Raw genomic sequence first — 19,079 nt, forward strand, 5'->3', positions numbered from 1 at the left:
AATCCCGGCCGGTGGGGTGGTCATCGCAAGGAGTCTCTTACTGAGATGCAACTAGGAATCAAGCCACCGTCAAGGGTTCAGCAAGCCCGATGTTCGTTGCGAGCTGTCCCGACTCCTGAACGGGTACCATTCCTGAGCCGCTCGTTGTCACCAGCCAGCGCCAGCCAGTCAGCTTCTCGTGTGTTCGGCGCCAGGCCAGAGCAGGCCAGGTTCATTGCTGGCAACTTGCAGTAGCCCATGCGGCGCCATGCGGCCAGCGCCAGGTTGAATGCAGCGATCTGTGTACAGCGTGGGTCGATCTCCAGTCCGAACAGGTTCACCTCGATGACTGCAGCCACAGCTGCTTTTTCGCTCAAACCTTCCTCCCCTATCCGCAACGCCACCAGCCGCTCAAACATCGCCACCACGAAATGCCCGCTACCCATGCACGGGTCCAGGCATTTGAGCTCTGCGGCTGACTTAGGCCAGCCTTCAAAAGCTCCAGAAGCCGGAGCCCAGGGGCCATCGTCCGACTTGACGAACCGCAGGTAGCTCCAGGGGCAGCCGGGCAGTGCCACGGTTTGTCGCAAGTCATCCTCGGCTTGGGCCGTGCTGCCCAGCTGGGGATTGGCGGCAAGCACCTTGCCGGCGTGCCAGGCACCGAGGGTGTTGTCCAGCAGAAAGTCCACCATGTAGTCCTCGGTGAACAACTGCGTCACCGGGGAGAGTTCATCAGCGCCAATCTTCACGCCGGAATCGTTCACCTCCTTCTTGCGTTTCGTCTGCCAGAACTGATAGGTCCATCCCAGGCTGTCGCTGGCCGTGAAGGTCTCCGTTTCCAACCCAGCCACCAAACCTTGCAGCTGTTGGCGGATCTCCAGCGGCAGCTTCGCCGCCAGCACCGGATCATCCCCTCGGAAGATCTGGGGCAGCATTTCTTGAGCAAACTGCGCCGCCAGCCCCCAGAGATCTGTTCCCTCCTCTGCAGCGAGTTCTTCGCATTCGTCGAGGCTGATCGCGACACCTGATGCGGGCTCGATCAGTAGCTGGTTTTCCGCCAGGAAGCGGGCGAACAGCATGCGGTGCCAGTGCTCATAGGCCATCTCCCGCACCAACCGTTCGATGCTTTGGGTGCCCTTTTGAACATCGCGTTGATCGCCCAGTTGTCTGCCGCGGGCGCGCAGCCGATTGCGCAGCTTTCGCTCCTCTTCGGCCATAGAGGCGAACGGCTCGCTGGCATCCACCGCCAGTGCCGTGAGGGCATCTCGCGCGCCGCCTTCGGCTTTATCGCGGGCTTTTACCACGGTGTTTTCGAGTGTTTTGCGCAGATCGGAGGCGAGGGCGGGCATGGGGATTAGTTGATCTGGATCGGACCGTTTTGCAAGGAAGCGGCCAGCTTCTGGCGCTCAGCGGCCCACCAGGCATCAAGTACTGCTTCGTCTTTAAGCACCCCACTGCTGAGCTTGAGCGGCTGGATGTTGGGCTCCAGGGCCTTGGCTGCCGCAGATCGGGCCTTGCCAAAGCGGGTGGGAAGGCTTTCGGCCAGCTCCGCCCTGCTAGCCAGGGAGCGCTGCTCCAGCGCCTCCAGCAGCTTGCTTCGGTCTACGGGGCCAGCTGGTGGAGGCGCCACCGGCAACTGCAGCGCTTGACCGATGCGATTGCGCTCGACCTCCGGTAGGTCTTGCCATTCGGCACTGGTCTGCAGTTGCTGCAGCTCCGTGGCCACCACCTGGCTCAGCTGTTGCTGGGCCTGCTCCAGCTCTGCCGTGAGTGCCTGCTCCAGCTGCTGCTGCAGGGGAGCCGCGAAATCGGTGGTGGGATCCAGCAGCGAGCGCTGGCTACGGATCGCCTCCACCTGGGGCTCCAGCTCCTGGTGCACTGGCAATCCCTTGGCCTGGTGCAGCAGAGCCTGCAGTCGTTCCCAGCCAGGCAGACGTTTCTCCTTGAGGGCGGCCAGGCTGCAGGCCTGATCCCACAACTCCTGTAGCTGCTCCTTGGCATCAAGGATTGCCTTGAGTTGCTCGGGGCAATTCTTTTGGCGCAGCTCCTTTAGGAGGGTGGCGCTCACTGGCGGGGGCAATGGTGCATCACCACCGGATTGGAGAACCTTGTTCTCAAGGGCATCGAGGAACTCGACGGCCTTGGCTTCTTCCTGTCCTGATTGGGCCGTGACGCTGGCAATGCCAAACACTCCCCGCACCCCCATCTTTTCCTTAGCGGTGAGGCGTACCTCCTGCAGGTAGAAGCGGGCTTTGCCGAGGCTCTGTTGATCGAGCTGACCAACCCCAATCGGGTTGTTCTGGCTGTCCTTGGCGCTGAGGGTGCCATCGCGCAGCAGGGCCAGCAGCACCGCATCCATTGCATCCTGCGGCCAGCCATAGGGCGCTACGCGCAAGTCGGCGCGAATCGCACTGCCCTCCTTGCCGCCGCCGATGGCACTGATGACGATGCGGGCTACTGGATGGCTGTCGTTTGAGCCCTGATGGCCAACGGCTGAAAGCGGTGAATCGCTGCCATCTTTTGCGCGCTTCACGGCGGTGCCCCAGCTGCCGTGGTCGGCCTTGTGGAACTCGGGGAACAGCCGGGCTAGTGCTGCCTCAGAAGCCGCGGATTGCAGCTTCTCACTGAGCTTGATGCCGTACTCCTCGATGCCGCCGCCCTTGAGCACCAGGGCATTGGCGATCACATCGGCAATCAGCTCGTTGCAGTCGTCTTCTGCGCGGCTCTGGCGGCTTTGCATCGCCTGCCTTGCTTCCTTCCCTTCTGGCGTGGAGGGGGTGCCGTAGTGATCGAGCACCCGGCGAGCCGCCGTGGCATCAATGATCCGGCTTTGCAGTTCTTCCGCGCCTCTGCGCGGCAGGAACACATGCAGCACCGGATCGTCGGCGCCGGCCTCGCGGGCGGCATCGCGTACCTCCTTATCGCTGCAGCCCCAGCCATCGCGAATCCACACCACCACCTGCTCGTTCGAGGGCGCCGGTGGTTCGGGGTTAGGCCAGGGGACGATCGACCGCTGGATCTTGGCTTGCCCCTGCAGCAAGCGAACCGCCTTGAGTTCCTTCTGGAGCTCAAGGCCGAGGCGCTTCTCACGCTCGTTGGTGATTTCGGCGGTGTCGTTGCGAACCGCCTGGCGCTTCTCCTCAAACAACCGCTGCCACTGGGCACCTTCTGTGGTCTGCAGGCGGTATTCCTCCAGCCCCGGCTGATCGCCCACCTTCATCAAGGTGCCGTCTTCCGCCATCGCCTCCAGCAAGCCGGCGATTTGGTTTCGCAGGGGGCCGCTGTCCTTGCGCAGGTCTGGCACCATCAGGTCGGCCAGGGTGCGGGATGTGGCGCGAATGCCCTTATCGGCGCCCTGCTCTCGCGGCAGCCGGCTGATCAGGAAGGCCAGCCCGCAGAGGCTTTGCTTGAGCTTGCCCTCCTCTGTGCCCTCCTTGCCGAGATTGGCGATTCGGTTGCTGAGCTCGTTGAGCAGCACACCTGAATTCACCAGGTCATTCGCCATCGATGTGAACAACACATCGCCGGTGATCACCCGGCCCAAGTCTTCTTCTGCGATGTCTTTGACGGCGTCAAAGACATCGCAGCTGGGAGCGCAGCTGGCTGTTGGTGCCGGCCACATCGACGCTGCGGAAGCACTCCTCCCAGAAGCGCCGGCGCGTGGGCAGCAGCGGGTAGTCGGCCACCGCCACCTGGCGGTCTTCTGATCGCTCCTTGATCAGGCTGCCTTCCAGCTGCTTGGACACTTCACCGGCATTGGCCTCGAGCACCTGCTGCACATCGACCTGGGTATCGGCGCGTTTCTGCAGGATCACCTTGCGGATCACCGTTTCCACGTCGGTGTCCGACAGCTGCACCGTCACCCGGAAGCGGTCTTTGAGCTTCTGCAGCTGGGGCGTTTCTGACGACAGCGCCGACTGGCCGGAGGCCACCAACATCACCCGACTGTCGAGCTCGGTCTGCAGCGCCTCGGCCACTTCCACAAAGTCGGTGGCCCGGTCGTTGGAGTCACCGATGTATTGCTGCACCTCATCGAGCACCAGCATCGTGTGGGGCAGCTCGCCGCCATCGGGCGCCAGGGCCTTACGGGCTAGCTGCACGAACTCGGCGGTGGTGATGTCGCTGTCGCTGTTGGGGTATTGCTGGCGGATCACATCCCGCGCCTCACGGTTGCCAGCGGCATAGTCCGGGTCTTGCTCCAGCACAGCGCCAGCGATCAGCGGGCTCACGTAGAGCTCATCGAGCTCTTCCAGCCAGCGGCTGCCTTCTGCTTCCACTGCGGAACGCACCGCATCGAGATAGCCCTTTTCCCGCAACCAGAAGCAGAAGCGTGCTTGCGGCACCTTCTCGGGCATGCCAACCGCCTTGAGCAGGATCGCAAGCACGGTTTTGCGCACGGCGTCCTTGGCGCCGGAGGGCATGGCGCCGCTGGCGACCATCAGCGGTTTGCCACTTCTGGCGGCGAGGGTGTCGAGCTCGCGGAACTGGGCCTTGACCCCATCGGGGAGCTCCAGCACCAGATCTCGGGCGCGCTTGCCTGGGAACACCTCGGTGTTAGCCCACATGTGGCCGAGCGTCTTCTGCAAGTGCGACTTGCCGCTGCCAAAGAACCCCGCCACCCAGGCAGCGTTCTGGCGGGGCTGTCCCTGCTGGGCCAGGTAGCTCTGCAGGATTCGCTCCATTGCCTGGCCGTACTGGCCGTCGCACACGAAGGTGCTGAGCTCACCCTCCAGCTCGATGCGGGAGTTTTCGTCGTCGAGCGTGGTGATCCGCGCCTGGCCGTTGTTGGCCAGCGGGCTGGTGCGCGGGTCGCGCTGCAGGGTTTGGAAAATCTTTTGGGTCATGCCACCGCTCCTGTGGGATGGCGGGTGATGCCCACCGCCATGTAGTTCCAGCCGTCTCGAGCATCGAGCAGCCGGTAGTTGTTGCTGTCTTTCTGACCTGGGAAGAACACGACCAGACGGCCCTGGATTTCGCGCTCCACCTCCTTGATCACATCGGAGAGCCGCAGGAAGCCAAACAGGCTTCCTGCCCCCAGCAGCGCCACCACATCGTTTTCGGTGGCCGCGCTGAGCTGGGATTTGATCAGGTCTGCCACGTGGCGCAGAAAACTAGAATCCAGCTTGAGGCGGATATCGTCAGGCTGCTCGAAGTACTGCTCGCGGTACTTCATGCCGCCCATCCATTCGGCAAAGGCGGTGGTGAGGTCGACCAGCAGCCAGCCGTGGCCTGCCGTCTTGGTGGCCTGCTCGAATTCCAGCAGCTTGGCCCGCAGGTGCCGCTCCAGTTCTTTTTCGTAGACGAGCATCACCACCCGATTGGCGGCGGGCAGGCCCTGCTGCCAGGGCACAGAGATGTGGTCTGAGTACTGCGCGGCCAGTTCATCAATCCGGCTCATGACTGCTGGCCTCCGTGCAGGGGATCTAATCCACTGGGATCGATCGAGACCACCCCGGCGCCGTGGGAAAGCTTGAGCAAGCCCAAACGTTTGGCCTGCTGCGACAGCTCCAGTAGCCCCGAGCTGGAACTGTCGAGCGCAGTTGCCCAGGGGGTGGTGAGCAGGGCCTTACCGCGCTTGCCGCTGGCGTAGCCAAGCCACACCGCCAGGGCCAGTGACACCGGATGGGGATTGAGCGGCTGCCGCAGCTTTTTGACCCTGCCCTTGAGGTGACCGCTCTGGGTCCAGCTGCTGGCGGTGTTGCGCGCCACCGCATCGAGCACCTTTGGGCTGAGCCGGTCGTGGCTGAAACCTTGGACCGCCGCCACCATTTCGGATCGCAGCAGCAGCTCCCCCTGGGTCATCCCCATTACCTGAGCTGTGGTGGCCAGCAGCAGCGGGTCCCGGGCCAGGCCGTTGAGCAGGGCCAGCTGGGGGTGTGCGGCGGGATCCACCGCCCAGAGCCGGCGCAGCACCCGGAACAGGGGCTTGCTCGGGTCAAGGCCGTGCAGAGCGGTGAGCCGAGTGGCGGTTTCCTTGCGGGTGGAGAGGGTGCGCTTGCCCAGCACGTTCTCCTCCACGATCGCGGCCCGATACGCCTTGGCCGAAGCGTCCGCGGACACCGCGGCCAGCAGGGCTTCCAGCTCCTGCAGCATCAGGGTCTTACTGGTGTGGGGGCCGCTGTCGGCCACCCGGAAGCCCAGCGCCGCCAGATCAGCTTTGGTGTCTGCGACCTTCGGGGGCTTGGGGCTGGAACGACGGGCGGGCATGTAGCGGAGGGGCTGGGCTGGCCTGGGAGGGCCCTGGTGGAGGCCGCACCGCGAGATGGTGCGCATGCAGCACAGCAGCGTTCTTGCAGCAGTCTGGCCCTTGGCAACGCCTGGTGCAGCCTGGCTTCTGATGGCGTCACCGCTTCGGCCAAAACTATGCGTTAGATGCATAGTTTTGGCCTTGATCTAATGGACCGATGGCGGTGCGCTGAGACCCGCCAGCTTCATCAGCTCATTTCTCGGTGCTCTACCCGCGGTGCAACCGCACCGCCTCCTTGTACTCCGCCTCGATCCCCAGCCCTGAGTCCTCATTGGGCATCAGCCGTTTCATGCCCACGTGGATCAGACAGGCCAAGGCCAGATCGCTCCAGCTGCCGGGCAGGGTCTTGAGGCTGCGGAAGTTGCCGGGCTCATTGATCTGCAGGCCGCCCTGGCCGACGGCGGCCACCTCGCTGAGCACCGCCATGAACCGCTGCTGCTCCATCTCCTCGAACAGCTGCAGGGCCTGGAAGCAGTAGCTGATGGCGTCCTGCCGCAACCCGTCGGGCTGCTCAGCCCGCAGATCCCGGCTGGCGATGCTGCCGCGCAGGTCCTTGGCTTTGTTGGCCAGCTCGCCGTAGGGCTGGGCTTCGATCACCTGCAGCAGCAGCCGATCGGCCTCATCGCGGTGCTCATCTGGATCGAGCTCCAGCAAGGCCTGCGCCAGGTTGAAGGTGGCGATCAGGTCGTCTGGTGCCGCCACCAGTGCCTGGCGGAAGCGCTCCACCGCTGCCGCGTAGGCCCCGGCGATCACCAGCAGGCTGCCGAGGCTGCGCAGGGCAAAGCTGTTACCGGGCTCCACCTCGATCGCTGCCTCGAGCGCCTGGCGGGCTTCTGCCTTGTCGCCCAACCGCATGGCGGCCAAGGCCAGCGCTACCTGGGCATTGGCCTGGGCGTGGGCATCGGGGGCATTGGCCACCACCGCTCGGCGCAACAGCAGCCGGGCCTCCTCCAGCCGGCCTTCTTCGCTGGCGAGGACGCCCAGGTTGTAGAGGGCTTCCGGGTGCTCGGGCTGCAGCTGCAGCAGGGTTTCCAGCAGCGGCCGGGCCTCATCGAAGCGCCGCTGCTGCAGGAGTGGGCCAATCGAGGCCATCGCTGGCGCCTCGGGTGCGGCTGGCTCCCAGGCCACCTCGATGCGGCCGGCGGCGAACACCACCGACAGCTGCCCTCCCATCGACGCATACGACTTCTGGAAGTAGTCGGTCACCGCCCGGTGGAACGCCTCCGTTCCAGGGGTGCGGCTGCCCTCCGGCAACAGCGAGGCATCAAAGCTGGCCTCGTCGATCGAGAACGCCGTGCCTTCCATCAGGGCGTCTTCCAGACGTACCAGCGGGAGAGGCCCAGCTTCTCGGCCCAGGCATCGACGATCTCCCGATCTGGATCGGCCGTGGCCGGCTCGGCGCGGGTGATGGCGATCAGCTCCTTCGCCAGGGCCTCAAACCCTGCCGCCTGGTACGGGATCGCCAGGGGAGGGATGCCAACCAGCTCGGCGGCCTGGAAGGCGTAGGCGGCATTCATTGCCCGGCTGGCCTTCACCACCTCGGCGGGGCTCATCTTGTCCACCTCGGCGTTGAGGCAGGGCACGTTCTGCTGCACCTGGCTCTGCAGCACCGCCGCCTGCAGGCCCCGCAGCTCCGGCACCTGCTCAAACAGCCAGCGATCAGCCCACAGCCCTGGTCCTGTGGAGCGCAGCTGCACCATCAGCCCGTCGTAGAAGCGCAGCCCTGCCTGCCGGGCCTGGGCCAGCCCGATCCGCCCCTTGAACAGCCTCTCCACCTGCGAGACCACCTTCTCCCTGGCCTCGCGCTTCTCGGTGAGGTTCACCCGCTGCTCAGCCGGCACCTGCACGATGCGCAGCAGCAGGGCGGCCTCAAAGGCCACGTGGTAGCTGCTGGCCTCATCGGCATCCCGGTAGGCGATCAGGTGTGCCTGGTACTCCGGCGTTGCTGGCCGCAGGGTGGCCAGGGTGCTCAGGTCGCTCTGCTGGGCCACTGCCACCGGCAGGCCGCTGGTCTCCTCCACCTGCTTGAGCAGACGGTTCACGGCCGGCAGGAGCGTATGGGCTGGCATCGCCGGGCCGGGGGAAATCAGGGCCCCCACGGTATCGGCGCCAGCGGGGCAGGCCCCTGGATCTCAGCCGAAACCCTTGGCTGCTCCCCGGCTGCCCGGCGGTAGGAGCGGGATCTCGATCACGGCCCCCTGCTCTACCGGGTAGCCCTCCATCTCCAGGTGGATGTCGCTGCAGACCAGGGTCAGTGGCGGCTCCAGCTCCAGGGCCTCCATGAACACCAGCACCACGTCTTCTCCCGGCCCTGCGGCATCGGCATGGCGCTTGACCTCCTGCCGGAAGCGCAGGGCGGTGTACTTCTTGAGGTCGGGCCGGGCTGAGAGCACGTTGGTGCGCAGGAAGCGGGCGTTGCCGTACTCGGTCTGGTTCACGAACAGCACATAGGGCTCATCCCCATCCGGCCCGGGCAGATCGTCCTGGGTGGTGATGTGGAACTGAGACACGGCGGTGGATCTCCCAGGCAGTGGTCCCAGCATCCGCCATCCAGCCAGGATGGGGAGCATCCGTCAGCGGCTCTGCTGATCTGCGCCGATGAGCCGGCTGACGCCTGAATCGATCCGCGCCTCCCAGGCCGAACTGCCGCCGATCGCCGCGGTGATCACCGAGCTGCGCCGCCAGGACCCCTACATCCAGCAGGAGCAGCACCGCTACCGCTCTCCGCGGGGCTTCCAGAGCTGGCCCAACCACCTGGCCTATGCCGCCCTGATCGAGGCGGGCCTGCAGGTGATGGACGAGCTGGATGACCCGATCGGTTTCTGGGCCGCCACCACCTGCCGCTGGGCCCGGATCGTGGAGGCCCCGCCTCGTTTCCTGGCGCCGGAGCTGGCCGAGGCCTTCCGCCGCACGCCCTCTCCCCGTCTGGATGAGGACTTCCCGCAGGTGCTGCCTTGCTTCCGGCTGATGCTCCCGGATGGCGCCCTGTTCACCGAGGACAGGGTGCCGATCCCGGTGGTGATCGTGGCCGACCTGCGGGTGATGGCCGACTGGCTGCCGCCCCAGGCGCAGCGGATCGGTGGCATCAGCTGCGTGGGCTTGGCCCTCGACGGCACCAGCTACCTCACCCGCCATTCCTTTGAGCAGATCGGGGAGCGCAACCCCACCGTGGACGACCTCAGCCATCCGGCCTGGCAGTGGGACGAGCAGGCGGTGCAGAGCACCAACCAGCGGATGGAGGGCCTGGCGATCAATGCCCTGCTGGTGCAGCTCTTCCAGCCGGAACTGCTCACGATCGGCCCCGCCGCCAAGGTGCGCAGCGGCAAGGGATTCGCCGGTGCTGCCGATCCGGCCGGCACGGTGAGCCCGCAGGGTCCGGTGTGGATCGGTAAGGACTTCCGGCTCGATCGCCCCGCCAGGGCTGCCTCCAGCAAGAGCACCTCAGGGGGTGGCAGCGGTGGAGGCAGCACCGCTCGCCGGCCCCATTGGCGCCGCGGCCACTGGCACACCGTGCTGCATGGCGAGAAGCGCCAGAGCCGGCGGATGCAGTGGTTTCAGCCGGTGTACGTGGGGCTCAGCTGAGCGGGACTAGGACTCGACCTCGAGCTTCAGCTGCTGACCAGGCCGCCTAGTCACCGTGATCTGCTCTACCCGCACGAGCCTGGGCTGTTCATCGGCCGCGGCCTCGTAGCTGCCCTTCACCCGCACGGCGGCATTGAGCAGGCCAATGATGTCGCCGTCGTAGAGGGGCTCATAGATGCAGCGCATGCCGCTGCTGGTCCCCCTCCCCCGGATCTCAAAGCGTCGGGCATCGAGGTCCACTTCCCGCACCACGCCTTCGAACTCTCCGTTGCTTTTGAGCCGCCGGCTGCTGGGGGTGTTGAGGCTGCGGCCCAGGATCTGGCGGCTCTGCTTGGTGAGGGCCTGGGTTGGTCCAAGGGCTTCATCGGGCTGCGGGCCGCTGAGGAACAGCTCACTGATCGCCTTGTTCTGGGCAGAAGGTGCCAGGCGCCTGGCCGCCACCATCACCGTGTCGCGCACGGCGGGATCGGGGAACTGCTCGTAGATGGCCTCACTGATCTGGCCGTCCTGAATCAGGCGTGGAATCGCCGGCAGGCTCTGCACCGCCGTCTGCACCGCCCGATAGAGGTCATCGCTCACCCCGGGCAGCACCGCCTGGCCATCGGCTCCCACATCTCCAGGCCGTGGCACGCGCATGCCCACCACCAAGCTGCCGTAAGTCACCCCCGCCAGCTGGGGGTCCAGATCGGCCGGCCAGCGCACCTTCTTCTCTTCCATTCCGGCGATCGCCTTGGCCACCTTCTGGATCTCGTCCCGGAGCTTTCCGAACACCGTCGTCACCAGCGACACCGGTGGCTCTCGATGGGCGACCCCGGGGCCCCGGTAGCGGGCGATCAGATCAGCGTTGTCGGCCAGCAGGGCATAGGAGAAGTCCTCGCGGTAGAGCTTGGCCAGCATCTCCATGTAGGCACTGGTGATCTCCTCCGGCTCCTGCCCCATGCGCCTGGCCAGTTCCCGAGCGGACTGGAGCTCCTGGTGAATGATGCGGGCCTTCGCCTCTATCGCGTCGATCCAGCCGGCCATCAGATCAACCTCAACACGCCCTTGCGGTGGCCGTGGTGCAGACCCTTCTCGAAGGCTGTCTGGGGGCGCACGGTCTGCAGCAGATCCACGAAGTCCTGCTTGAGACCCTTCAGGCCAGGGAGCATGTCGATCTGGTAGCTGCGGAACAGCTCTGCTCTCCCCTGGAAGAGCATCTGCCCCTGCCACTGGTCGGCATCAGGGAGGTTGCTCAGCTCCAGCACCAGGTTGATGTTGCTCGGGCTGGCCTTCCTGCTCACATAACTGCCATCGAGGACAACAGGAGGGACCACGGCAAACCGAGGTGCCAACTCAACGACGATGAACTCCTGCAGCTGCGCTGTCAGTCGGCGGCGATCGTCATTCCAGGCCAGGTCCACCTCAACCTCCTTGATGGTGCACTCATGAATGCCACCAGGCAGCAGGCCAAACCGATCGAAGGAAGGGATCGGCATTCGTTACCGAGCCACAGACGCCTCGGTGCACAGGCCACAACCGGCTTGGGCGACGGAGGATGCAGCTTCGGTAGCCGTGCTGATGGCGTATCCAGGCATGGGCTGCCGCAATTGCCAGGTTTATACCCAGCCATTCACGCTCCGGGTAGGTGATGACAGGGTCCGATGGCATCCCGGCCGGCAGTGCCAGCCGGGAGAGGCGCCAGCGCCTCAGAGCACGTGCACCCTGGCCTGGGGCCCAAGCACCCGCTGCTGATTGGAGGCCAGGATCAGGGCCTGGGCCCGGGGCACGTAGTGCGGCTGGGCGCTGATGTGCCCCTCGCGATCGAGGAACAGCACCCGCAGCAGCTGGCCGGCGGCATCGAGCAGGTGCACCGAGATGATGCGGATCGGGCAGGCGCGGACCAGGGGAGTGGCGGCCATGGCTGGGCTGGCGAACGACACCGCCGTTGAGCCCCGGCGCTGCCAGCGCCGCGCAAGGGTCGCGCAGCGCAGCGAAGCGACTCGCGTCAGCCCTTGCGCGGTGCGCAAGCCGGGGCAGGCCGGGTGGCGTGATCGCCAGCCCCATGGCCAGCCCACCATGACCGCCCACAACGCTTGTCATGGAGTCGTGTCGAGGCCCGGCACGCCGAAATCCCAGTCCGCAACTGAAGGACCAGCCAGGCCCTGCTCGATCCGGGGCGTCTTTGACAGAATGGGGATGCTGAGCAGCTTGCATCCCGTGCGTCTCTACACGGTGGGCCACTCCAACCAGACTCTGGGCCAGCTGGTGGGACTGCTCCAGTTGCATGGGATCAACGCTGTGGCGGATGTCCGCTCCATGCCTTACAGCCGCCGCCTACCACAGTTCAACAGGCCTGAGCTTGAGGCGGAGTTCCACAAGCACGGCATCCGCTACGTGTTCCTTGGAGAGGAGCTGGGCGCCCGGCGGGAGGAGGAATCGGCTTACGACGGGCTGCAGGCTGCTTATGAACGTGTGGCTCAGTTGCCAGCCTTTCAACTAGGCCTGAGCCGGGTGCTGAAGGGGCTGGGCCGAGGGCTGACCCTGGCGCTGCTATGCGCAGAGCGGGATCCCTTGACTTGCCATCGGGCGATCCTGGTAAGCCGGCACCTTCAGGCCAGGGGGGTGGACGTGCAGCACATCCTTGGCGATGGATCACTGGAGAGCCATCAGGAGCTCGAGCACCGCATGCGCCGGGCCTTGCAGAGACTCGGCATCTTGGAGGACTCAGGAGGAGATGTCCAGTTGGATCTTCTAGGTCGCGAGGTCACTCAGGGCCGACTAATCAGCCCAGAGGACGAGCTTGATGAGGCCTACCGCCAACAAGGGCGGCGGATTGCTTACACCAAACCACTGATTGCCGCCTGAGACATTCCCATGGGCAAGAAGATCACGCTCTATACGATTGGATTCACCAAGAAGAATGCCAAACAGTTCTTTGAATTGATACAGAAGAGTGGCGTAAATAAAGTGCTGGACACGCGACTGAACAATGTTTCGCAGCTAGCGGGATTCACCAAGAAGGATGATCTTGCATTCTTCCTGGAAAAGGTGGCGGGGGTAAGCTATGATCATGCCCTGAAGCTTGCGCCTACTGACGACATTCTAAAGAGCTACAAGAAAGGTGAGATCAGCTGGGATATATATGCCAACGCTTACAACGATCTGATCGACAAGCGCCATGTTGAAGAGCTCTTTCCAGCCGACATGTTGGATGGGGCTTGCTTGCTTTGCAGTGAGGCAACTCCACACCATTGCCACAGAAGGCTGGCAGCAGAGTTCTTCAAGAATCATCTTGGAGGAGGAGTAGAGATCGTGCACCTCTGAGGGATGGAAACTACTGTGCTCTGTCTGGCCAACTCTAAAAAGGAGGGCGAACGCTGCATCGCCGGCATCGATGTGCGTACCGGGCAGTGGGTGCGCCCCGTAAGCCGCCATACCCCAAAAGGGGAGGTGCCGCTTCGCGAACGTCAGGTAAATGGCCAAGAGCCGCAACCCCTGGATCTAATCCAGATAGATCTGGCTCACGATGGTCCTGCTGGGTTTGACTACTGCCACGCGAAAGAAAATCGCTGGATCGAGGCGAAACCCTGGACCAAACTAAGTGTAGCTGGCGTCAAAGATCTTCAACGCTACCTCTGTAACTCAGCCAGGATCCTGCATTCTCACGCCAAGTACACACGTCCCGACATTATCGGGGCAAAGCCGCTCGTGGAGCGCACGACTCTTGAGCTGCGCAAGGTGCAGCGCATTGGTTTTGATCAAAGCGGCGGCAAGTGGAAAGCCACGCTGGCCACAGCCGAAGGTATTGAGCTTCGAGGAATCAGCGTCACAGACTGCGTACTTACTGAACAGCTTAATGCTCGAACATTCATTGGACAGCAGGGCTATGCAGTGATCAGTCTCGGTGTACCTTGGGTCCCGCCGATAGAGGAGTGGGCTGAGGGGCCTGTGGGCTGGAAGCTACTTGCTGGTTGGATTCCAATACAAGCTTAAAGAGCAAGCTCTAGATGCCGTAGCAATGCCCACAATAGCCTTAGCAGGATTACGCTATGCTCACGTATTCATGCACGGAAGAGCAAATCTATTGGTGGAAGCTAGATTTCTTCCGCGGAATCTAGTATAATTGCCCTGCCCAGGTGCGATGCAACTATCGCACGTCCCGGAAGACTGGAGCCATGACTGACACCAATAGCAACTGGATAAATCGTATCAAAACAAAGATTGAGCGCGAAGTTACCCAAATCGAAATCAGGGAGGACCTTGGCACTGAAGAGAAGATCTCAAGAACAATCCATATATTCTCGGCAACTTGCGCAGCTGCCGCCGCTCAGCCGCTGCCATTCGCCGATATTTTTATCTTGACGCCAATTCAAGCCTATATGGGCTCAAGGTTGAGCGCTATTCGCGGCATGCCCATCACCGAGGCGAAGGCCAATGAGTTGCTTAAGGAAATTCTAGGGACCGTTGGCATGGGAATGTTGGCCCAACAAGCAGCCTTGGGCCTGTATAAGGTGGGGCTGCCATTCTTGGCTGGCTTCACCACGATTCCACTTGTCTACGGACTGACCTACGCGGTGGGGCGGACCATGGACTACTACCTTAAGGAGAAATCAAGAGGCAAGGTTGTCTCCGCACCCGAGTTGAAGAGGATGTGGAGGGAAGCCAAGGCAGAGGGGCGCAAACGTGGAAAAGACTTCAAGCCGGAGTCATGAACCGGACTCCAGGGATTCGCTACCTCAGCTGCCGCTTTGATGAAGCTGCCATTTTGGCCGCTCTGGCCAAAATACTCTTTTCATCCGACTCGCTTGAGGAGCCTGACTATGGGGCTTTGGCAGCGTTAAAGAGGAGCTCACCAGAGTGGGACCTTCCCCTTGAGCAGATCAGTGACAAGCTCGATGGCCTTAGCGATGACCAAGTTGCGGGTTTGGTAAACAATGTGAAAGGAATCCTCCACGAAATGGAGTTCCAGATCATTGAGAACACTGATGGTGACAGTGTCTTTGCGGCGCTGTTCCCGGAAACGAACCACCAATCCGTCGATGTCCAGCTCTTTGATCAGTCAACTAACGAGTCATGGGAGATTCAGCTTAAAGCGACTGACAATCCGAGCCTAATCAATGCCTGGATGGAATCCAATCCAGACACGGAAATTCTCGTCACTGAAGAGCTGGCTGAACGCTTAGATCTGGAGTCCTCCGGCATGAGCAATGAGGATCTGACGATAAGAGTAGAGGACTTCGTAGACAAGATGCAAGAGCTTAATGATGCAGCTGATGAAACAATCTGGGCCTTCTTCCCGGTTCTGCCACTGCTTTCATCGGGAGTCATCGTCTTTGAGCTCTGGCGGCGCTTACGTGATGGACGCATCACCTCGGATCAGTTCCGAGACCTAACCTTGAAAACCCTTGGTATCAAAGCAGCCAAATATGCCGCTCTGTTCGCCGCCTTATCGGTGCCCGGGCTGAACATTGTGGTCGCCGCGTATCTCCTGGCTTCCTTGGTGATGTCGAGTACGGCGCTTGTCAATGAGGCGATGGGATTTCGGCCCTTGAAGTGGCTTGGCGCATGAATCGGAATGCGGTTCACCCCCGCGTGTTGCTCAAGCCAGTGGCAGGCCATGCAGGCCTTGCGGCTCCGGGGGCCTTACCTGGCGGGGACGATGAAGCGCTATGGGGCGACCCCATAGAAGTACGGCTGCACTGACAGGGCGCGCGCCGCCGGCCCTCGTCCACTCCCGGTCGTCCGAACCTGCCCAAGGCCAAGTAGTGGAGTTGCGCCGCGCCCCTTTCCTGCCTGAGCGCCGCGCATTGCGCGCCCGCCGGCCAGTTTCTCGACTAGCACAAGCCTTTAATGAGAATGGATGAGAACCGCTGCGGTGCAATGGCTCTCAATTTCAGGTTTGGCTGCAGGTTGTGGCGGTTCTCGGGATGCCCTATTGCGACAACTCTCAGAGCCAACCCTCACAGGTGGGGCGATTCTACGGCTGACCACCAAATGTGGCAAGACGTAAAGGCGCTTGACGCTACCGGTGGTGTTGGGCCCCAAAACCCGGTGTTAGACCTTGAAGTCCGCGGGGCCGGCCTTTCGGAACGAGAAAGGCCGGGGGGAGTTGGAGCCCTCTGCTTCTACCCATGCGGTCCCTTGTTCATGACTCTGCAGTCAGCCCATGGCCAGTGATTCCGGGCCTTCCACGCCGCCCGACCAGTCCACGTCCTCCCGCCCCTCGCTCTGCCAGAAGCGATCGAGTGAAGACGCGGCGCACCGAAATGCACCCCCGAGGGTGCGGCTGTGGTGCAGCACCAGCCCCCTCGCTTGAAGAGGACAACCAGCGATGGCGGTGCAACCAACCCGAGCTTTTCTCCACGAGGTGGTGACCAGCGCGACAAGTCCCGACGGAATGTTGTATGTCGTGGGGTACGTCTTTGATGCGGACCACGACAGGCATCTGGTCTTTGCGACCGGCGCCAACTTTGAGGATCCCAGGATTCTGCCGTTGATGAAGGGCCAGGAGATCCAGCTGACGTGTGGGAGTCCGTGCCTGGAGGTGTTGCCCCTGAGTCAGCAGAGCGAGGAAGTTCAGGTCCAGGTGGCTGAGCAACTCAACCAGGTTTCGATCGAGTCCCTGATCTGCGCTGGCTGAGCACGGTGGTCAGGTGATGCGATGAGGCCCCACTCCAGGTGGAGCCTCCTGACGCGGCCATCCATCCACTGCCGAGCACTACTGCTGCACCAAGAAGGCCTCAATCCAGTCGTGGTGGCACTTCTGGTTGATCCGATCGGCGATGGTCACCGCCTCCTCGGGAACCTGGAACCGCTTGCGGAAGGCCCGGGTGAGGCTCTCCAGCTGGGGCCGGGGCAGGGCCCGCAGGCTGGTGTGGAGGTGCCGGATCGTTTCGGCATCGAGGGACTGCTGGCCGGGATCAGCCGGGGCTGATGGCTGTGGAGTCGAGGCCGAGGCCTGGGCGCGGCCTTGGGGCGGGGCTGCTCCGGCGGCAGCAGGAGCGCCAGCTCCCGGCCGGCTCACGGGAGACCGCTGCCCGCCTGGCCGCTGGGCTCCATCACCCTGGCCCGCTGCGCTGCTGACCTGCCGCTGCGCTTTGTCGTACAGGGCCAGGCCGAACGGGTTCCCGAAGGTCATCAGTGCCCGCTTCATGGCGTCGGTTTCCGCTTCCTTGAGGGCGGACTCATGGGCCTGGCCCAGGTCCGCATCGATGCCATGGCCGGCACCACTGCCCTCGCGGATCAGCGGCGGCAGCTCACCAGCGGTGACGGTGACGCGCACGCGGGCGGTGTAGGTGACGCCCCAGCCGGGCTTCTGGTCCCGGCCGATGGTGCGTTCGGCCTGGGCGACGCAGCGGACGGCGACGGTCTGCCGCTGCCAGCCATCGAAGCCAAAGATGCGGTTCGCTTCCGCGATCATCTGCCAACCCTCCAGATAGCTCACACGGCTGCGGCCCTGTTCCCGCTGGCGGACATTGGCCCGATCGAGGGGGGCGGAGAGGGCAGCGAGCTGTTCTGAGGAGAAGCCGGAGGGCTGCGCCTGGGGAGCGGAGCCAGCTTCTGGTGGGGCCTCCTTGGCGAGGTCAGCAGAGCGGATCAGCTCCAGGGCCGATGGCGGCCTCTGGCTGGTTCGAGGAGGAGCAGGGCGGCTCGTGGTGTGGGTCCCGTTGGCGGAAGGAGCGGCGACGGTCATGGCGATGGAAGCGAAGGGTGAGAGGGGGAAGGGGCCTCGGCATCTCCACCGGAACCCCACTGGCGAGGGGGCTGTGGCCGTCAGCAGATGCGCCAGGAGCGGCGGGAGATCAGCTGGGCGCCGGTGATCTCCTGGCCGGCCTTGAGGGCTGCCTTGATGGCGGTCTTATCGGCCTGGAAGGTGGTCTTGACCGCGAGCCATTCGGGGTCGAGCAGGGCCTCGTTCTCAATGGCGACGGCGGTGGAGCGGGTGCTGCGCAGCTCGTGATTGGGAAACGAGAAGCGGGTGGCTGCGGGCTGCAGCCGGGTGAGTACCAGCACCAGCGATTCCTCCAGGGCATCGGCTCGGCCGGCATCGGAGCGTGACAGCTCCGTGAGCCGCTTGGCCTGCTGCTGGCGGTAGGCGGCCTGGCCGCGGAGGTGCTCGATCACCCAGCAGGTGGCATCGGCCTTGGCGGCCAGGGCCGCCTTGTTGCCTTCATCGGCAAGCAGGGCGGCTTCCAGCTCCGTGATGGCCTGCTGGCGGTCTTCTGGCTCGTCGCTTTCGAGGCGCTGGGCCAGCTGGCCGATGGCAGTGGTGAGCTCCTGGGCCTCGATGCCCAGCTGCCATAGGGAACCGGTGCGCTGCAGGGTGCAGGACGGTCCGGCGGCCTGGGGAAGAGGAGCGGTGGTGGTGAGAGCAGACATGGGTAGGTGGAGAAGAGGGGAACGAGAAGAGGGAGGCGGCGAAAACCGCTCAGGCGGCGAGGGGCTCCGGCGAGAAGGGCGGCGGCACTTCCATCACCACCACCGGCACCGGTGAGCAGGAGGAGCAGCGGCGGGCCTGCTGCACCAGCGAGGCCGTGCCCGCACCACCGGGGAAGGCGATCACCAGCACCGAGGCGCTGAAGGCTGGGGAGGTGTGGGCCTGGGCTTCCACCAGGGCCTGCTCAAGGAGGCGCCGATTGCGGATGGGGCCGGCGGAGCGGCCATAGCGGCGCCACTCAGCGGTAATGGACTGGACCCGCCAACCGAGCTGATAAGCGGCACGCCCGATGACCTGATCGGCACCACGGGCACCGCCATGGAGCAGCAGATGGACGGCGCGACCACCGCTGCGCTGGAGCAGGGCAGAGGCGATGCGCTCTTGAGGCCAGACGAGATCACGACCACCGGCGGCGACGATGACGACCGAGCGATGGGCCAGCACTGGCGGCGGCAGGAGGCCGGGGAGCGGCAATGCAGCGGCCTGGGCCACTGCAGCAGAGGACAAGCTCATGGGCTACAGAGCAAACGAACGGGGCAAGTTGTCCGAGGATTTCGTTGCCGCAGGCGATGGGCTCGGGGCCTTTGGTGCAGTCTTTATTCTATCAGTACAAATGCACTAAGTAGCGGGTAAAGTGGCTGCGGGGCAATGGATCTACGCAAAACAAAGCCATGCGCGGGCGGCCTGAAAGCTGATAAGCAAGACCGCCAGATTCAGCATTGAATGCCCAGCAGGCCGCGCAGCCGCGCGAGGAAACTTGGAGCCTTCCCCTGCCCCATTGATGCGGGCGAATGCCCGGCCACCGCAGCCGCGGGAGAGCGGCCCTGCCCGCCACCCCCACACCGGCCCCGGAGC

The 19,079-nt window shown here is 63.8% G+C and carries 21 protein-coding genes; 7 read left to right on the forward strand and 14 right to left on the reverse strand.

Going from position 1 to position 19,079, the window contains the following annotated elements:
• Window positions 1-77: 77 nt before the first annotated feature.
• The 8 genes from VB734_RS12380 to VB734_RS12415 all read right to left on the reverse strand — a co-directional run bounded on the left by VB734_RS12380 (window position 78) and on the right by VB734_RS12415 (window position 8,736).
• On the reverse strand, window positions 78-1,328 hold the full coding sequence (locus VB734_RS12380; RefSeq protein WP_322782434.1) for a hypothetical protein: 1,251 nt from the start codon (window positions 1,326-1,328) through the stop codon (window positions 78-80).
• A 5-nt stretch (window positions 1,329-1,333) separates the two neighbouring features.
• The gene (locus VB734_RS12385) at window positions 1,334-3,523 is read right to left on the reverse strand and encodes a hypothetical protein (RefSeq protein WP_322782435.1); all 2,190 of its coding nucleotides are present in this window, start codon (window positions 3,521-3,523) and stop codon (window positions 1,334-1,336) included.
• A gap of 28 nt (window positions 3,524-3,551) precedes the next feature.
• A complete protein-coding gene (locus VB734_RS12390) occupies window positions 3,552-4,823 on the reverse strand; it encodes a hypothetical protein (RefSeq protein WP_322782436.1) in 1,272 nt (423 codons plus the stop codon).
• Window positions 4,820-5,377, reverse strand: coding sequence for a BREX protein BrxB domain-containing protein (locus VB734_RS12395; protein ID WP_322782437.1), 558 nt, complete (start codon window positions 5,375-5,377; stop codon window positions 4,820-4,822). Before VB734_RS12395 ends, VB734_RS12390 begins: the two co-directional genes overlap by 4 nt.
• Window positions 5,374-6,252, reverse strand: coding sequence for a hypothetical protein (locus VB734_RS12400; RefSeq protein ID WP_323243417.1), 879 nt, complete (start codon window positions 6,250-6,252; stop codon window positions 5,374-5,376). Before VB734_RS12400 ends, VB734_RS12395 begins: the two co-directional genes overlap by 4 nt.
• A 181-nt stretch (window positions 6,253-6,433) precedes the next feature.
• Entirely contained in the window at window positions 6,434-7,531 is a 1,098-nt protein-coding gene (locus VB734_RS12405) for a tetratricopeptide repeat protein (RefSeq protein ID WP_322782439.1), read from the reverse strand.
• Window positions 7,531-8,295, reverse strand: coding sequence for a hypothetical protein (locus VB734_RS12410; RefSeq protein ID WP_322782440.1), 765 nt, complete (start codon window positions 8,293-8,295; stop codon window positions 7,531-7,533). Before VB734_RS12410 ends, VB734_RS12405 begins: the two co-directional genes overlap by 1 nt.
• Before the next feature lie 63 nt (window positions 8,296-8,358).
• On the reverse strand, window positions 8,359-8,736 hold the full coding sequence (locus VB734_RS12415; RefSeq protein WP_322782441.1) for a hypothetical protein: 378 nt from the start codon (window positions 8,734-8,736) through the stop codon (window positions 8,359-8,361).
• 88 nt (window positions 8,737-8,824) lie between these two features.
• Here VB734_RS12415 and VB734_RS12420 point away from each other — a divergent pair, with 88 nt between their 5' ends.
• Window positions 8,825-9,808 carry a hypothetical protein gene (locus VB734_RS12420; protein WP_322782442.1) on the forward strand — a complete coding sequence of 328 codons (984 nt, stop codon included), beginning with the start codon at window positions 8,825-8,827 and terminating at the stop codon, window positions 9,806-9,808.
• Between the two features lie 6 nt (window positions 9,809-9,814).
• On the opposite strand, the gene VB734_RS12425 is transcribed toward VB734_RS12420, so the two are convergent.
• The 3 genes from VB734_RS12425 to VB734_RS12435 all read right to left on the reverse strand — a co-directional run bounded on the left by VB734_RS12425 (window position 9,815) and on the right by VB734_RS12435 (window position 11,814).
• On the reverse strand, window positions 9,815-10,831 hold the full coding sequence (locus tag VB734_RS12425) for a hypothetical protein (RefSeq protein ID WP_322782443.1): 1,017 nt from the start codon (window positions 10,829-10,831) through the stop codon (window positions 9,815-9,817).
• Entirely contained in the window at window positions 10,831-11,283 is a 453-nt protein-coding gene (locus tag VB734_RS12430; protein WP_322782444.1) for a DUF6932 family protein, read from the reverse strand. Before VB734_RS12430 ends, VB734_RS12425 begins: the two co-directional genes overlap by 1 nt.
• A 210-nt stretch (window positions 11,284-11,493) precedes the next feature.
• The gene (locus VB734_RS12435) at window positions 11,494-11,814 is read right to left on the reverse strand and encodes a hypothetical protein (RefSeq protein WP_322782445.1); all 321 of its coding nucleotides are present in this window, start codon (window positions 11,812-11,814) and stop codon (window positions 11,494-11,496) included.
• 169 nt (window positions 11,815-11,983) lie between these two features.
• Between VB734_RS12435 and VB734_RS12440 the strand changes: the two genes are divergently transcribed.
• From VB734_RS12440 to VB734_RS12465, 6 genes are all read left to right on the forward strand, one after another.
• Window positions 11,984-12,652: a DUF488 domain-containing protein gene (locus tag VB734_RS12440; protein ID WP_322782446.1), complete on the forward strand. Its 669-nt coding sequence runs from the start codon at window positions 11,984-11,986 to the stop codon at window positions 12,650-12,652.
• A gap of 9 nt (window positions 12,653-12,661) precedes the next feature.
• On the forward strand, window positions 12,662-13,111 hold the full coding sequence (locus VB734_RS12445) for a DUF488 domain-containing protein (RefSeq protein WP_322782447.1): 450 nt from the start codon (window positions 12,662-12,664) through the stop codon (window positions 13,109-13,111).
• A 3-nt stretch (window positions 13,112-13,114) separates the two neighbouring features.
• Complete coding sequence (locus VB734_RS12450; RefSeq protein ID WP_322782448.1) at window positions 13,115-13,780, forward strand: dual OB domain-containing protein; 666 nt, start codon at window positions 13,115-13,117, stop codon at window positions 13,778-13,780.
• A gap of 182 nt (window positions 13,781-13,962) precedes the next feature.
• Complete coding sequence (locus tag VB734_RS12455; protein ID WP_322782449.1) at window positions 13,963-14,499, forward strand: DUF697 domain-containing protein; 537 nt, start codon at window positions 13,963-13,965, stop codon at window positions 14,497-14,499.
• Window positions 14,496-15,356 (forward strand): hypothetical protein, encoded by an 861-nt coding sequence (locus tag VB734_RS12460; protein WP_322782450.1) that lies wholly within the window; start codon window positions 14,496-14,498, stop codon window positions 15,354-15,356. The genes VB734_RS12455 and VB734_RS12460 overlap by 4 nt, the downstream gene beginning before the upstream one ends.
• Before the next feature lie 762 nt (window positions 15,357-16,118).
• Window positions 16,119-16,427, forward strand: coding sequence for a hypothetical protein (locus VB734_RS12465; RefSeq protein WP_322782451.1), 309 nt, complete (start codon window positions 16,119-16,121; stop codon window positions 16,425-16,427).
• Between the two features lie 78 nt (window positions 16,428-16,505).
• Here VB734_RS12465 and VB734_RS12470 read toward each other — a convergent pair whose 3' ends face one another.
• From VB734_RS12470 to VB734_RS12480, 3 genes are all read right to left on the reverse strand, one after another.
• Window positions 16,506-17,480 (reverse strand): RAD52 family DNA repair protein, encoded by a 975-nt coding sequence (locus VB734_RS12470; protein ID WP_322782452.1) that lies wholly within the window; start codon window positions 17,478-17,480, stop codon window positions 16,506-16,508.
• Window positions 17,481-17,560: 80 nt separating this feature from the next.
• A complete protein-coding gene (locus VB734_RS12475; RefSeq protein ID WP_322782453.1) occupies window positions 17,561-18,166 on the reverse strand; it encodes a siphovirus Gp157 family protein in 606 nt (201 codons plus the stop codon).
• Between the two features lie 49 nt (window positions 18,167-18,215).
• Window positions 18,216-18,737 carry a hypothetical protein gene (locus tag VB734_RS12480; protein ID WP_322782454.1) on the reverse strand — a complete coding sequence of 174 codons (522 nt, stop codon included), beginning with the start codon at window positions 18,735-18,737 and terminating at the stop codon, window positions 18,216-18,218.
• Window positions 18,738-19,079 lie beyond the last annotated feature (342 nt).

The sequence above is a fragment of the Synechococcus sp. BA-124 BA4 genome, assembly GCF_034931165.1.